The sequence below is a fragment of the Nocardioides dubius genome (assembly GCF_039528155.1).
GTDB lineage: Bacteria > Actinomycetota > Actinomycetes > Propionibacteriales > Nocardioidaceae > Nocardioides > Nocardioides dubius.
This window is the reverse complement of the sequence record NZ_BAAALG010000003.1, coordinates 104819-118266: the sequence shown is the minus strand read 5'-3', so window position 1 is coordinate 118266 and position 13448 is coordinate 104819. Positions and strand designations below refer to the sequence as shown.

General features: G+C 70.0%; 15 protein-coding genes. 4 read left to right on the top strand and 11 right to left on the bottom strand.

Annotated features, from left to right (window positions below; all coding sequences use genetic code 11):
* From ABD151_RS04760 to ABD151_RS04735, 6 genes are all read right to left on the bottom strand, one after another.
* Positions 1-781 (bottom strand): flotillin family protein (locus ABD151_RS04760; protein ID WP_343991859.1); only part of this gene is annotated, 781 nt, incomplete at its 3' end.
* Between the two features lie 13 nt (positions 782-794).
* On the bottom strand, positions 795-1283 hold the full coding sequence (locus tag ABD151_RS04755) for a hypothetical protein (protein WP_343991857.1): 489 nt from the start codon (positions 1281-1283) through the stop codon (positions 795-797).
* A 138-nt stretch (positions 1284-1421) separates the two neighbouring features.
* Entirely contained in the window at positions 1422-1994 is a 573-nt protein-coding gene (gene pspAB / locus ABD151_RS04750; RefSeq protein ID WP_343991855.1) for a PspA-associated protein PspAB, read from the bottom strand.
* A complete protein-coding gene (gene htpX / locus ABD151_RS04745; protein ID WP_343991853.1) occupies positions 1991-2914 on the bottom strand; it encodes a zinc metalloprotease HtpX in 924 nt (307 codons plus the stop codon). The genes pspAB and htpX overlap by 4 nt, the downstream gene beginning before the upstream one ends.
* Positions 2915-2921: 7 nt before the next feature.
* On the bottom strand, positions 2922-3200 hold the full coding sequence (pspAA, locus tag ABD151_RS04740) for a PspA-associated protein PspAA (protein WP_343991850.1): 279 nt from the start codon (positions 3198-3200) through the stop codon (positions 2922-2924).
* Positions 3197-3967 carry a PspA/IM30 family protein gene (locus tag ABD151_RS04735; protein ID WP_343991848.1) on the bottom strand — a complete coding sequence of 257 codons (771 nt, stop codon included), beginning with the start codon at positions 3965-3967 and terminating at the stop codon, positions 3197-3199. The genes pspAA and ABD151_RS04735 overlap by 4 nt, the downstream gene beginning before the upstream one ends.
* 103 nt (positions 3968-4070) lie before the next feature.
* Between ABD151_RS04735 and ABD151_RS04730 the strand changes: the two genes are divergently transcribed.
* A complete protein-coding gene (locus ABD151_RS04730) occupies positions 4071-4658 on the top strand; it encodes a DUF3043 domain-containing protein (protein ID WP_343991846.1) in 588 nt (195 codons plus the stop codon).
* A gap of 41 nt (positions 4659-4699) precedes the next feature.
* The gene (locus ABD151_RS04725; protein WP_343991843.1) at positions 4700-5464 is read left to right on the top strand and encodes a hypothetical protein; all 765 of its coding nucleotides are present in this window, start codon (positions 4700-4702) and stop codon (positions 5462-5464) included.
* A 31-nt stretch (positions 5465-5495) separates the two neighbouring features.
* On the opposite strand, the gene ABD151_RS04720 is transcribed toward ABD151_RS04725, so the two are convergent.
* Positions 5496-5822 (bottom strand): hypothetical protein, encoded by a 327-nt coding sequence (locus tag ABD151_RS04720; protein ID WP_343991841.1) that lies wholly within the window; start codon positions 5820-5822, stop codon positions 5496-5498.
* Between the two features lie 126 nt (positions 5823-5948).
* Between ABD151_RS04720 and ABD151_RS04715 the strand changes: the two genes are divergently transcribed.
* The gene (locus ABD151_RS04715; protein WP_343991839.1) at positions 5949-6500 is read left to right on the top strand and encodes a GNAT family N-acetyltransferase; all 552 of its coding nucleotides are present in this window, start codon (positions 5949-5951) and stop codon (positions 6498-6500) included.
* An 82-nt stretch (positions 6501-6582) separates the two neighbouring features.
* Here the strand turns inward: ABD151_RS04715 and ABD151_RS04710 are convergent, their stop codons facing one another.
* Positions 6583-8166 carry a M4 family metallopeptidase gene (locus tag ABD151_RS04710; protein ID WP_343991837.1) on the bottom strand — a complete coding sequence of 528 codons (1584 nt, stop codon included), beginning with the start codon at positions 8164-8166 and terminating at the stop codon, positions 6583-6585.
* 177 nt (positions 8167-8343) lie between these two features.
* Positions 8344-9102, bottom strand: coding sequence for a 4-hydroxy-tetrahydrodipicolinate reductase (dapB, locus tag ABD151_RS04705; RefSeq protein WP_343991835.1), 759 nt, complete (start codon positions 9100-9102; stop codon positions 8344-8346).
* Positions 9103-9180: 78 nt separating this feature from the next.
* On the opposite strand from dapB, the gene ABD151_RS04700 reads away from it, so the two are divergent.
* The gene (locus ABD151_RS04700; RefSeq protein WP_343991833.1) at positions 9181-9696 is read left to right on the top strand and encodes a class I SAM-dependent methyltransferase; all 516 of its coding nucleotides are present in this window, start codon (positions 9181-9183) and stop codon (positions 9694-9696) included.
* A gap of 106 nt (positions 9697-9802) precedes the next feature.
* Here ABD151_RS04700 and ABD151_RS04695 read toward each other — a convergent pair whose 3' ends face one another.
* The gene (locus tag ABD151_RS04695) at positions 9803-11080 is read right to left on the bottom strand and encodes a M16 family metallopeptidase (protein ID WP_343991831.1); all 1278 of its coding nucleotides are present in this window, start codon (positions 11078-11080) and stop codon (positions 9803-9805) included.
* Positions 11081-11172: 92 nt separating this feature from the next.
* Positions 11173-13407 carry a polyribonucleotide nucleotidyltransferase gene (locus ABD151_RS04690; RefSeq protein ID WP_343991829.1) on the bottom strand — a complete coding sequence of 745 codons (2235 nt, stop codon included), beginning with the start codon at positions 13405-13407 and terminating at the stop codon, positions 11173-11175.
* Positions 13408-13448: the final 41 nt, after the last annotated feature.

Here is a 13448-nt window from a genome sequence, read left to right as displayed (position 1 = left end):
CCTGGGCCGAGGCGGCGTCGGTCTCCGCCTTGATCTCGGCGGTCTTCAGGGCGAGCTGTCGCTGGGCGATCGCGATCTCCTGCTCCGCGGCGATCCGTGCCTGCTCGGCTGCCTGACGGGCCTCCGCCTCGGCGATCGAGGCGATCTGGTTGACCTTGGCCGCCTCCGGACGCCCCAGGTCGGCCAGGTAGGACCCGTCGTCGGTGATGTCCTGGATCTGGAAGGTGTCGAGCACCAGACCCTGTCCGGTGAGCGAGGTCTCCGACTCGTCGGCGACCCGCTGCGCGAAGGCGGCCCGGTCGCGGATGATCTGCTCCACGGTCAGCGAGCCGACGATCGAGCGCAGTGAGCCGGCCAGCGTCTCCTGCGTGAAGGTCTCGATCTCGCCCTGCTGGCTGAGGAAGCGCTGCGCGGCGGCGCGGATCGAGTCCTCGTTGCCACCGACCTTGACGATGGCCACACCCTCCAGGTTGAGCTTGACGCCCTGCCCGGAGACGGCACCGCGGATCTGCACCTGCAGACGGCGCGAGGAGAGGTCGAGGGTGTGGGCCTTCTGCACGAACGGGACGACGAAGACGCCGCCACCCATCACGACCTTCTGGCCGGACAGGTCGGTGGAGATCTGCCCGGTCTCCGGGTTCTTCACCGCCTTGCCCTTGCGGCCGGTGATGATGAAGGCCTCGTTGGGCCCGGCGACCTTGTAGCGCGTGGTGACCAGCGCGCCGAGCAGGACGACGATGACGATGATGCCGACGACGGCGATCAAGGTGGTGGGAAGCACAGGAGCTCCTGTTTCAGAGACGGGGTTCGACAAGGACCGAGGTCGGCGACAGCACGGCGGTGATCCGGATCGGCGTGCCCGCGTTCAGCGGCTGGCCGGCGCGGGCGTTGAGCTTGGTGATGTGGCCCGAGGCGACGATGCTCACCTCGCCGAAGCCGTCGGCAGGGATCGCGTTGACCACGCTGCCCTCGTGGCCGACGAGGTCGCCGGTGCGCACATTGGACTCATCGCCGCCCTGCTTCAGCTTGTAGGAGGCGAGGCCCGCACCGGCGCCGACGATCACGCCGGCCAGCAGGCCCAGGCCGATGGCCAGTCCGAGGCTGTCGCTGAGGTCGTAGACCAGCGCTCCCCCGAAGCCGAAGGCACCGAGGAAGCCGGCCAGCGCGGCACCGGAGAAGAGGTCGCCGCCGAAGTCGAGGAGACCGTCGAGCAGGTCGCCGACGATCAGGGAGAGCAAGAGCAGCAGGACGCCGACGGCGCCGATGATGAGGAAGGCGATCACACCGGACATCCTTCCCCATTGCCGCCGAAGCCAACCCCCGGTTGCCGACTTTTGTGGACGGCGTCCCGCAAGCGGGCGGTGCCAGCGCACGCTCGCGCACCACAAGCGCAAGCTCGGGCGCTACTAGCGCAAGGTCGGCTAGAGGCCGGGGGCTCCCCAGACCGCGAGCCAGCGCTGCAGGTCCTTCTCCATCGGCAGCTCGGCGGCGAGATGATCGCGGACGTTGAGCTCGAGGAGGTTGTCTCGACGCTCGGGGCCGGTCGGCGCGAAGGGATAGAAGGTGCCCTGCTTGTACAGGTAGACCAGGCCCACCTTGGCGCCGTCAGCGGCCTGGAACGGGATCAGCGAGCAGAGCAGTCCGGTGCCGAAGCCCTGGTCCTGCAGGATGGTGTTGACCGCATGCAGATCGGTGCACAGCCCGGCGATGTCGAGCGGATCGCGGTGCACCAGCAGCCAGGTGAAGCCGAACCGGTCCTGGGTGACCTCCACTGCGGGAGCGCGCGGGTCCGCCTCCAGCAGCGCGACGATCTCCTGCTGGGTCTGGGCGAAGGCCGCTCCCCCGGCGCTGCGGAAGCAGACGGCTCCGGTTCCGCTCGGCTCCAGGCCGGCCGCGGTCTGCAGCGTGATCGCCGCCGACGGAACCATGAAGAGGGCGTCGAGATTGGCGGTCTTCGGGGTCGAGCGCCCGAAGATCGAGTTCCAGAAGCTCATGCGCCGGGCCGCCCGAGCTCGGCCTGGATCCGGGCCAGCTGCTCGAGGCGCTGCTCCAGCGAGGGGTGCGTGGAGCTGAGCGTCTTCAACGAGGCGCCGCTGATCGCGGGGGCGATGAAGAACGCGTTCATCGCCGAGGAGGAGCGCAGGTCCTTCTGCGGGATCGCCGCCATCTCCCCGGTGATCTTCTGCAGCGCCGAGGCCAAGGCGGCAGGCTTCATGGTCAGGTAGGCACCGGCCCGGTCGGCGCACATCTCGCGGTAGCGCGAGAGCAGCCGGGTCAGGAAGAAGCTGACCGCGTAGACGACCAGGCTCAGCAGCAACGCGATCAGGTACGCCGGCAGCGCCCCGCCGTTGTTGTTGTCGCGACGGTTGCCGCCGAAGAGCGCGAACCCGCCGTACTGCGCCGACTGGGTGATCATCCCGGCGACGATGCCGGCCGACGAGGCAACCGTCATCACCAGCACGTCACGGTGGGCGACGTGCGAGAGCTCGTGGGCGAGCACGCCCTCGAGCTCCTCGGCGTTCAGGGTGCGCAGGATGCCGGTGGTCACGCAGACCACCGAGCGGTTCGGCGAGCGCCCGGTCGCGAAGGCGTTGGGGATGTCCATGTCCGCGACGCCGACGCGCGGCTTCGGCATGTCGGCCAGCGCGCAGAGGCGATCGATCATGCCGTGCAGCTCGGGCGCCTCCTCCGGCGTCACCTCGCGCGCACGCATGGCGCGCATCGCCACCTTGTCGCTGCTCCACCACTGGTAGAACGCGATCCCGATGCCGATCACGCCGATGATCGGGGCGTACCCGCTGAACAGGTACATCAAGGTGACGATGAGCGCCACGAACAGCGCGCCGAGCAGGAACATGGTCAAGGTCATCCGGGCGGTGAGACCACGGTCCTTGATGAAACGGGAGTGCGCCACGACTGCGTCAGCCCGGGATCAATCCGTCGTCGGCCAGCAGCTCACGGACCTCGACCAGGGTGGCCTCGGCGTAGGGAAGCACAGCGTCCGAGACGTCGATCGCGTCGGCGTCGTGGGCGACGCCCACCGTGCGCACCTGCTCGAGCAGCGCCGCCAGCGCGAGGGCGAACTCGGTCTCCGAGTCGGCCTCGATCGCCTTCTCCAGCGCGTCGTCCAGCTCGTTGAGCCGAGCGACATGAGCGTCGTCGACGTCGAACTGGCCCTCGCCGAGGATCCGGACGATCATGCCTGGCCCTCCTGCTTGGTGGGCTCCGCCTCGAGGATCGGTGCCGACGGGGCCGACTCGATGGCCTGGGTGCCGCCGCCCTTGAGCGCGGCGAGCTCCGCCTCGACGTCCGCAGCCGAGCTCAGCGCGTCGAGCTCACGCGCGATGCTGTCGCCACCGCCCGGAGCGGTGACGTCGTCGAGCGCGCCCGAGGCGAGCAACTCGTCGATCGCACCGGCGCGGGCCTGCATGCTGGCCGTCTTGTCCTCGGCACGCTGGATCGCCATGCCGACGTCGCCCATCTCCTCGCCGATGCCCGACAGCGCCTCGTTGATCTTGGTCTGCGCCTCGGCCGCGGTGTAGGTGGCCTTGATGGTCTCCTTCTTGGTGCGGAAGGCCTCGACCTTGGCCTGCAGCCGCTGCTGCGCCAAGGTGAGCTTCTCCTCCTCGCCCTGAAGGTTGGCGTGCTGGACCTGAAGGTCGCCGATCTGCTGCGTCAGGCCGGACTTGCGGGTCAGCGCCTCGCGGGCGAGGTCCTCGCGGCCCATGTCGATGGCCTTCTGCGCCTGCGTCTGCAGCTTGTTCTGCTGCTGCTCGAGCTGGGTGATCTGGAGCTCGACCCGCTTGCGGCTGGTGGCCACGTCGGCAACGCCGCGACGCACCTTCGACAGCAGCTCGAGCTGACGCTGGTAGCTGTAGTCGAGCACCTCGCGGGGGTCCTCTGCCTTGTCCAGCGCCTTGTTCGCCTTGGACCGGAAGACCAGGGTCATGCGCTTCCAGATGCTCATCGAGGTGGCGTCCCATCTATTCGGATCTACGTCTCGATCAACCCTACAAGGTGACGCCCTAAACTGGACCTGTCGTACTCCCTCGCTGATTGGCCTCATCGCGTTGTTCCGTCGCTCCTCTGCCGAGTCGCAGCCCGAACCCACTGACGTCCCCAAGCCCAACAGCAAGGGACGCCCCACTCCTACCCGCAAGGAGGCCGAGGAGGCCGCCAAGCTGCGGGCCCGTCCCCCGCGCACCCGCAAGGAGATGGCCCAGCGCCAGCGCGAGCTCCGCCTGGAGTCCAGCCAGAAGGTGCGCGCCGCGATGAAGTCCGGCGACGACGCCAACCTGCCGCCCCGCGACAAGGGCCCCGTGCGTCGCTTCGTGCGCGACTTCGTGGACTGCCGGCTCAACATCGCCGAGCTGCTGGCGCCGCTGCTGATCCTGATCCTGCTGCTGGGCACCGGCATCTTCGGCAACGGCGGCGCCTCGATCGCCAACGGCCTCTGGCTGGCCACGATCCTGCTGGTCGTCGGTGACACCGTGATGCTGCGCTTCCGGGTCCGCAAGGCGGTCCGTCAGCGGTTCCCCGACGCCCCGCTCAAGGGCCTCACCGTCTACGCCATCATGCGTGCGGTCAACATGCGCTTCCTGCGCCTGCCCAAGCCCCAGGTGAAGATCGGGCAGCCGCTGCCGGAGCACTACCGCTGATCGGGCTCGTCGCCGCACTCGCCTCGGCCACCGTCTTCGGGGTGGCCGCGGTGGTGCAGGCCGCGGCCGCCCGCGACCTCGCCGTGAGCGGGTTCGCGGAGTTCGTGCGCGCCTCGGTGCGCAGCCCCACCATGCTGGCCGTGGTGGGCGCCTACCTGGTCGGCTTCCTGCTGCACGCCGTCTCGGTGGTCCTGCTGCCGCTGTACCTCGCCCAGGCCTGCGTGGCGTTCTCGATGCCGGTGACGGCGGTCTGCTCGGCACTCGTCTTCCATGAGCCCCTGGGCCGCAGCCGGATCGTCGGCGTGGTCGCGGTCTGCCTCGGCATCACCCTGCTCGCCTTCGGCGCCGGCGAGCCCGGTCCGCAGATCGAGGGCTGGGCACTGCCGCTGGGCCTGGCCGCCCTGCTGGTGGTCTGCGTGGCCGGCGGCCTGGCGCTGCTGCGCGGCAGCGACGCCGTCGCCCTGGGCGCGCTGGCCGGCCTCGGCTATGCCGGCTCGGCGCTCGCGATGCGCGGCATCGGCGTCGAGATCACCGCGCCGGTGCTGGCCTCCGCGGCCCTGCTCCCGCTGTTCGGGCTGGTCGCGTTCTGGCTCTACTCGGTCTCGATGTCGCGCGCCGACGTGACCCCCGCGACCGGCGCGATGATCGTCAACCAGACCTTCGTGCCCGCCGTCGTCGGGCTGCTGCTGATGGGCGACAGCCTGCACGCCGACGGCGTCTGGCTGGTGGTGACCGGGCTGATCCTCGGCACGCTCGGCGCGATCCGGCTCTCGCCGCGACTGGACGGCCGCGGTCTCACCGGGTAGGCCCGGCGCTGGGCCCGCCGCCAGGACGCCGTCAGAGCGCGTGCCGCGGGACGACGCACTCGACGTCGACCCGCCGGAAGCCCTCCTCGCAGAGCGCCTGGACCAGCCGCTCGCGCAATGCCTCGACGGCCGTCGCCGGCAGCTGGTCGAGGCTGATCTGGACGTGCACGTCGCCCTGGTCGTAGGCGAGCACGTCGCGCAGGATGCCGTTCTCGGCGATCGTCGCCTGCGGCCGGGAGGGGTCGCGGACCCGGGCTGCGATCTCCCAGGCACGGGGTGGTGGCGGCAGCGTCGGCAGGGACATGCTCGGAGCCGGCCAGCTGGTCAGATGCGTCATCATCGTCATGTTCGAGGTCATCGTTCATGGTCGAGGTCAGGGACAGAGGTCGGCAGGGACTGACCGTGTGCGGCCCTCCCCCGGCGACATCCCGGCCACCGTAGCACCACGTGACCCAGATCACGCCATATGCGGCAGGATGTCCCCATGTCCTCCGATACCTCGGTCCGGGTGGCCTGGGCCGACGACGCCGCCGCCATCGCCCGCGCCCAGCTCGCTGCCTGGCACGAGGCCTACCGTGACCTGCTCCCGCCCGCGGTGCTGGCCGATCTCGCACCCGACGCCGTCGCCGCGGGCTGGCAGCAGGCGCTCAGCAAGCCTGGCGACGCCCGCAACCGCGTGCTCGTCGCCCTGCTCGGCAACCAGGTGCAGGGCTTCGTCACCACCTCCCCGGCTGCCGACCCCGACTGCGACCCGATCGTCGTCGGCGAGGTCGGCGAGCTGACCCTGCTCCCGGACCAGCGACGCCTCGGTCACGGCTCGCGGCTGTTGCAGGCGGCCGCCGACACGCTCAGCGCCGACCGGTTCACCCGAGCGGTCACCTGGGTCAACGCCGCCGACGACGGCACCCGCGCCTTCCTGACCTCCGCCGGCTGGGCCGCGGACGGCGCCCACCGTGAGCTGGAGCTCGACGCGGAGGGCGTCGACGGCCGGCCCGTCCGGTTGAAGCAGGTACGCCTGCACACCGCCCTCCGCTGAGCCACGCAGCTGCCTCGTCGAGCGCCGGAGACCACGCCGGCCCGCCCCCAGACAGCATGGGGACGGGCCGGCGGGCCGGTGGTCAGTTGACGCCGACAGCGCTCCACGCCGCCGCGACCGCGGCACGCTGCGTCGAGTTCGCGCCAAAGAGGTCGCTGGCCGCCTGCAGCGTCGCCGTCCGGGCCTGGGCGTAGGTGGTGCCCGAGGTGAAGTAGACGGTCAGTGCCCGGAACCAGATGTCGGCTGCGGCGTCGCGGCCGATGCCGCTGAGCACCGAGCCGTTGCAGGTCGGGCTGTTGTGCGCCTTGCCGCCGATCGTGCGTGCCCCGGAGCCCTCGGCGAGCAGGTAGAAGAAGTGGTTGCCCACGCCCGAGGAGTAGTGCACGTCGAGGTTCTTCGTGCCGGTGGTCCAACAGCTCACCGACTTGCCGTCCGTGGCGGGGTCGTCCATCCGCCGCAGACCGCTGCCGTCGACCAGGTCGAACTCCTCGCCGATCAGGTAGTCGGCCGGGTCGTTGGCGTTGCCGGCATGGAACTCGACCATGGTGCCGAAGATGTCCGAGGTCGCTTCGTTCAGGCCGCCTGACTCACCGGAGTAGGTGAGGTTGGCGGTGTTCTCGGTGACGCCGTGGCTCATCTCGTGACCGGCCACGTCCAGGGAGACCAGCGGCCCGTAGTTGGTGCCGTCGCCGTCGCCGTAGGTCATCTTCGACCCGTCCCAGAAGGCGTTCACGTACCCGTTGCCGTAGTGCACCCTGCTGACGGCGCCCTGGCCGTTGCCGAAGATGCCCTGGCGGCCGTGCTCCTGGGCGAAGTAGTCCCAGGTCTGCGCGGCACCGTAGTGGGCGTCCACCGCCGCGCTCTCCCGGCTTGCCGAAGTGCCAGTGCCGTAGGCGGTGTCGGCACTGCTGAAGGCGACGCCCTTGGCACAGCCCAGGCCGAGCAGGTTGCACAACAGGCCGTCGGTCTTGTTCTGGGCGTCCACCGTCGCCGATCCCCCGTGGTCGGGGTCGGTCAGCACGTAGCCGCTGCCGCTGCTGCTGATCTCCACCGGCACAGAGCCGCTGTAGAGGCCCTGTCCCTGACCGTCGACGTTGTGGATCTGCTGGACCGCGCGCAGCACGGCCCCGGTCTCGGCGTCCACATAGGTGGCCAGTCGACTCGGCGTGCCGTCGCGCTGCACCCCGGAGGTGAGCACCTCCCAGGCCAGCACCGGCCGGGCAGCGGTGGCGTCGACCACCAGCCGGGCGTCACCGGTCACCTCGGCCTTGCGGATGCCCCGCTGGAACCGGCTGGCGCGCGCCTTGCGCTCGGCCGCGCTGCGCGCGACCTGCGAGACGGTGGCGAGGTCGAGCGGGGAGCGCAGGGTCTGGCTGACGCCGCTGAGGTCGCCGTCCGCGCTCTGGTGGACGACGAGGTCTCCCCCGATCACCGCCAGCCCACGGTAGGTGCGCTCCAGACGGACATGGGTGCGTCCGTCGGCGTCGCGCACCTGAGCCCGACGCTCGAACCCCTGGCCTGCCGCATCGCGGGCCAGCCCGGGGTGCTGCTCGAGCGCGGCCAGCGCGCCCGGACGGTCCTGCTTGGCCTGGCTGGGGCCGGCCACGCCGACCACTCCGAGCGATGCCGCGAGCCCGAGAACGGCCGCTGCAGAGATAACTCGCATGCTGATCTACCTGCCTTCTGTGAACCCTCCGGGTCGAAGGCTGCCAAGGCGAATTCGCCGTGGCGAGATCCATCAGTCTGCAGATCTTCGCAATGCACGAAGTTGCAGTGCGGGTTACGGCCGGTTCCGGACAATCTTTGCGGAACGGACCAGACCGGCAGCGGCCTGGCGGCGGTGTCAGCCCAGGTCGAGGAAGTGCTCGAGGCCCACCGTCAGGCCCGGGTGAGCGGCGATCGCGCGGACGCCGGCCAGCACGCCCGGGCCGAAGGACGCGCGGTCCATGGAGTCGTGGCGGATCGTGAGCGTCTCACCGGGCCCACCCAGGAGCACCTCCTGGTGCGCGATCAGGCCCCGGGCGCGGACCGCGTGCACCCGGACGCCGTCGACGTCGGCGCCGCGGGCACCGTCCAGCGAGGTGGAGGTGGCGTCGGGCATCGGCGCGGAGCCGGCATCGCGACGCGCGGCAGCGACCAGCTCGGCGGTGCGCCGGGCGGTGCCGGACGGCGCATCGGCCTTCGTCGGGTGGTGCAGCTCGATGATCTCGACCGACTCGTAGTGCGGCGCGGCGACCGCCGCGAAGCGCATCATCAAGATCGCGCCGATCGAGAAGTTCGGGGCGATCAGCACGCCGGCCGCCGGGTTGGCCGCCAGCCAGCCCTCGAGGCGGGTCAGCCGCTCCTCGTCGAAGCCGGTGGTGCCGACGACGGCGTGGATGCCGTTCGCGATGCAGAACTCGAGGTTGTCCATCACCACGTCGGGGTGGGTGAAGTCCACGACCACCTGGGCGCCGGCGCTGACCAGCTCCTGGCGGTCGTCGCCGGCGTCGATAGCGGCGACCAGCTCGACGTCCGCCGTGGCCTCGACGACCTTGCAGATCTCACTGCCGACCTTGCCGCGTGCACCCAGCACGCCCACCCGAATCTTCGCGTCACTCACGTGCCCAACCTATCGCCTGCGCGACACGTTGCCGGACCGGTGGTGTGCGTTTGGAACAGGAGGTGGCAATCTTGACCCATGGTGTTGCAGACGATTCCAGCGCGGATCCGCTGGGCCGTGGACGTTCTCGATGTCCAGCCGGCCGATCAGATTCTCGAGATCGGGTGCGGACAGGGGTTCGCTGCCGAGCTCATTTGCAGTCGCCTGACCACCGGCCGCCTGCTCGCGATCGACCGCTCGGAGTCCGGCGTCGACCGCACCAAGCGGCGCTGCGCCAAGTACCTGGAGGCCGGCCGACTCGCCGTGCGCCACATCGACCTGGCGACCCTGCGGGTGCCGGTCAAGCGCCTCGACCGCGCCTTCGCCTTCAACGTGAACCTGTTCTGGGTGCGCGAGTGCCAGGACGAGCTCGCGCTCATCCACGAGCGCCTCTCCCCCGGCGGCGCGCTCTACCTGTTCTACGACGCGCCGCGCGCCGACGAGCTGCTCACCATGGCCGAGAAGGCCTCCGACGCCCTCGTCCGGGCCGGCTTCGAGGTCTCGGTGATCAACAACAGCCAGCCCCTCGCGATCGGCCTGATCGCGCGCCGCTAGCCGAACCCGCGCTTGTTAACGCCCGAACCTGCGCTTGTTAACACGCGAACCTGCGCTAGTTCTGTGAACAAGCGCGGGTTCGGGTGTTAAGAAGCGCGGGTTCGGGCTAGTGGGGGCCGACGACGGCGAGGATCTGGGGCTGGGCGAAGAGCTCCGCGGCCAGGGTGCGGACGTCGTCGAGGGTGACGGCGTCGATCCGGTCGAGCACCTCGTCGAGGCTGAGCATCTCGTCGTGCACGAGCTCGGCCTTGCCGAGCCGGCTCATCCGGGAGCCGGAGTCCTCCATGCCGAGCACCAGCCCGCCCTTCAGCTGACCCTTGCCACGGGTCAGCTCCTCGGCGGTGATGCCCTCCCGGGCGACCTTGCCGAGCTCGGCCCGGATCACCTCGAGAACCTCGTCGTACTTGCTCGGCAGGCAGCCGACCGAGACGCCGACCAGGCCGGCGTCGGCATGGCTGCTGCCGAAGGAGTAGATCGAGTACGCGAGCCCGCGCTGCTCGCGGACCTCCTGGAACAGCCGCGAGGAGGTGCCGCCGCCGATCGCGGTCGACAGCACACCGAGCGCGAAGCGGCGGTCGTCGCTGCGGGTGATCCCCTTGACGCCGAGCACCAGGTTCACCTGCTCGAACGGGCGGGTCACCGACGAGACGCCGGGGTTGACCTTGCGAGCCCGCTCGGTGATCCGCGGCGGAACGGGTGCCTCGTCTCCGGCCAGGAAGCCCTGACGGCCGAAGGCGGCCCGCACCTGACGCACCACGGTGGCGTGGTCGATGTTGCCGGCCACCGCGACCACCATGTTCGCAGCGCGGTAGTGGCTCTTGTAGAAGCGCTTGATCTGCGCCCGGGTCAGCGCGCGGATCGAGGCCTCGGTGCCGGCGATCCCCCGCCCCAACGGCGTGTCCCCGAAGGCCTGCGCAGCGAAGAGGTTGTGGACGACGTCGTCGGGGTCGTCGTCGTGCATGGCGATCTCGTCGAGGATCACCTCGCGCTCGGCCTCGACGTCGACGTCGGCGAGCAGCGAGTTGGTGATCATGTCGCCCAGGACGTCGACCGTCATCCCCAGGTCATGGTCGAGCACCCGCGCGTGGAAGCAGGTGTACTCCTTGGCGGTGAAGGCGTTGAACTCACCGCCGACCGCATCGAGCGCCACCGAGATGTCCATCGCGGTCCGCTCCCGGGTGCCCTTGAAGAGCAGGTGCTCCAGGAAGTGCGAGCAGCCGTGCAGCGAGGGACTCTCGTCGCGCGAGCCGACGCCCACCCAGACGCCGATGCTGGCAGAGCGGACGCCGGTCATCTGCTCGGTGACCACCCGCAGCCCACCGGGCAGCACGGTACGACGCACGGTGGAGACCACCTGGCCGTCGGCGTCCTTCTCTGTGAGCACGGTGCGGGTGCTGCCGATGCGCTGCGCAACGGCCGACCGGCCGGCAGAAACCTGCCGACCGGTCGGGTGCACGCTCGATGCGTGGGTCATGCTCAGGCGTCCGCGTCGCCCTCGGCAGCAGGAGCCTCGGCCTCAGCCGACTCCGACTCCTCGACCACGGGGACCAGCGACAGCTTGCCGCGGTCATCGATCTCGGCGATCTGGACCTGGACCTTCTGGCCCACGGCCAGGACGTCCTCGACGGAGTCGACGCGCTTGCCGCCGGCCAGCGAACGGAGCTTGCTGATGTGCAGCAGGCCGTCCTTGCCCGGGAGCAGCGAGACGAACGCACCGAAGTTGGTGGTCTTGACGACGGTGCCGAGGTACCGCTCGCCGACCTCCGGCATCGTCGGGTTGGCGATGGCGTTGACGGCCGCACGGGCTGCCTCGGCTGCCTCGCCGTTGGTCGCGCCGATGTAGACGGTGCCGTCGTCCTCGATGGAGAGGGTCGCGCCGGTGTCGTCCTGGATCTGGTTGATCACCTTGCCCTTGGGGCCGATGACCTCGCCGATCTTGTCGACCGGGACCTTCACGGTGATGATCCGCGGGGCGTGCACCGACATCTCGTCGGGAGCGTCGATCGCCTCGTTCATCACCTCGAGGATCGCCAGGCGCGCGTCGCGGGCCTGGGTCAGCGCGGCGGCCAGCACGGAGGCCGGGATGCCGTCGAGCTTGGTGTCGAGCTGGAGCGCGGTCACGAACTCCTTGGTGCCGGCGACCTTGAAGTCCATGTCGCCGAACGCGTCCTCGGCACCGAGGATGTCGGTCAGCGCGACGTACTGGGTCTCGCCGTCGATCTCACCGGAGACCAGGCCCATCGCGATGCCGGCGACGGGAGCCTTCAGCGGCACGCCGGCCTGCAGCAGGGACAGGGTCGAGGCGCAGACCGAGCCCATCGAGGTGGAGCCGTTGGAGCCCATCGCCTCGGAGAGCTGACGGATCGCGTAGGGGAACTCCTCGCGGGTCGGCAGCACCGGCAGCAGCGCGCGACGGGCCAGGGCGCCGTGGCCGACCTCGCGGCGCTTGGGCGAGCCCACGCGGCCGGTCTCGCCGGTGGAGAAGGGCGGGAAGATGTACTTGTGCATGTAGCGGCGGCTCGTCTCCGGGGAGAGGGTGTCGAGCTGCTGCTCCATCTTCAGCATGTCGAGGGTGGTGACGCCCAGGATCTGGGTCTCGCCACGCTCGAACAGCGCCGAGCCGTGGACGCGCGGGACGACGTCGACCTCGGCGTGCAGCGGACGGATGTCGGCCAGGCCGCGGCCGTCGATGCGCACCTTGTCGCGCAGGATGCTCTCGCGCACGACCTGCTTGTTGACGGAGCGGAAGGCCGCGCCGATCTCCTTCTCGCGACCCTCGAACTGCGGTGCGACCTTCTCGAGGAGGGCGTCCTTCAGCTCGTCGGTGCGGTCCTGGCGCTCCTGCTTGTCGGCGATCTTCATCGCGGCGACGAGGTCGGCCTTGACGGCGGCCTCGACGACCTCGAAGACGTCGTCCTCGTAGTCGAGGAAGATCGGGAACTCCTGGACCGGCTTGGCGGCCACGTTGGCGAGCTCGGTCTGAGCGTCGACCAGCTGCTTGATGAACGGCTTGGCCGCCTCGAGACCGCTGGCCACGACCTCCTCGGTCGGCGCCTGGGCGCCGCCGGCGACCAGGGTGTAGGTCTGCTCGGTGGCCTCGGCCTCGACCATCATGATCGCGACGTCGCCGGTGTCGGTGACGCGACCTGCGACCACCATGTCGAAGACGGCGTCCTCGAGCTGGCTGTGGGTCGGGAAGGCCACCCACTGACCGTCGATCAGGGCCACGCGCACGCCGCCGACCGGGCCGGAGAACGGCAGGCCGGAGAGCTGGGTGGAGATCGAGGCGGCGTTGATCGCCAGCACGTCGTAGGGGGTGTCGGGGTTGAGCGCCATCACCGTGATGACGACCTGGACCTCGTTGCGCAGACCCTTCTTGAAGGTCGGACGCAGCGGGCGGTCGATCAGGCGGCAGGTGAGGATCGCGTCCTCGCCCGGACGACCCTCGCTGCGGAAGAACGAGCCGGGGATCTTGCCCGCGGCGTACATCCGCTCCTCGACGTCGATCGTCAGGGGGAAGAAGTCGAAGTGGTCCTTGGGGTGCTTGCCGGCGGTGGTGGCCGACAGCAGCATGGTGTCGTCGTCGAGGTAGGCGGTGACCGATCCGGCCGCCTGGCGGGCCAGCAGGCCCGTCTCGAACTTGATCTTGCGAGTACCGAAACGGCCGTTGTCGAGAACGGTCTCGACCGCCGAGATGGTGGGTTCTGCCACGTTGGTCATGAAAGAGACGTGTGCTTTCTGTTCGCGGAGCG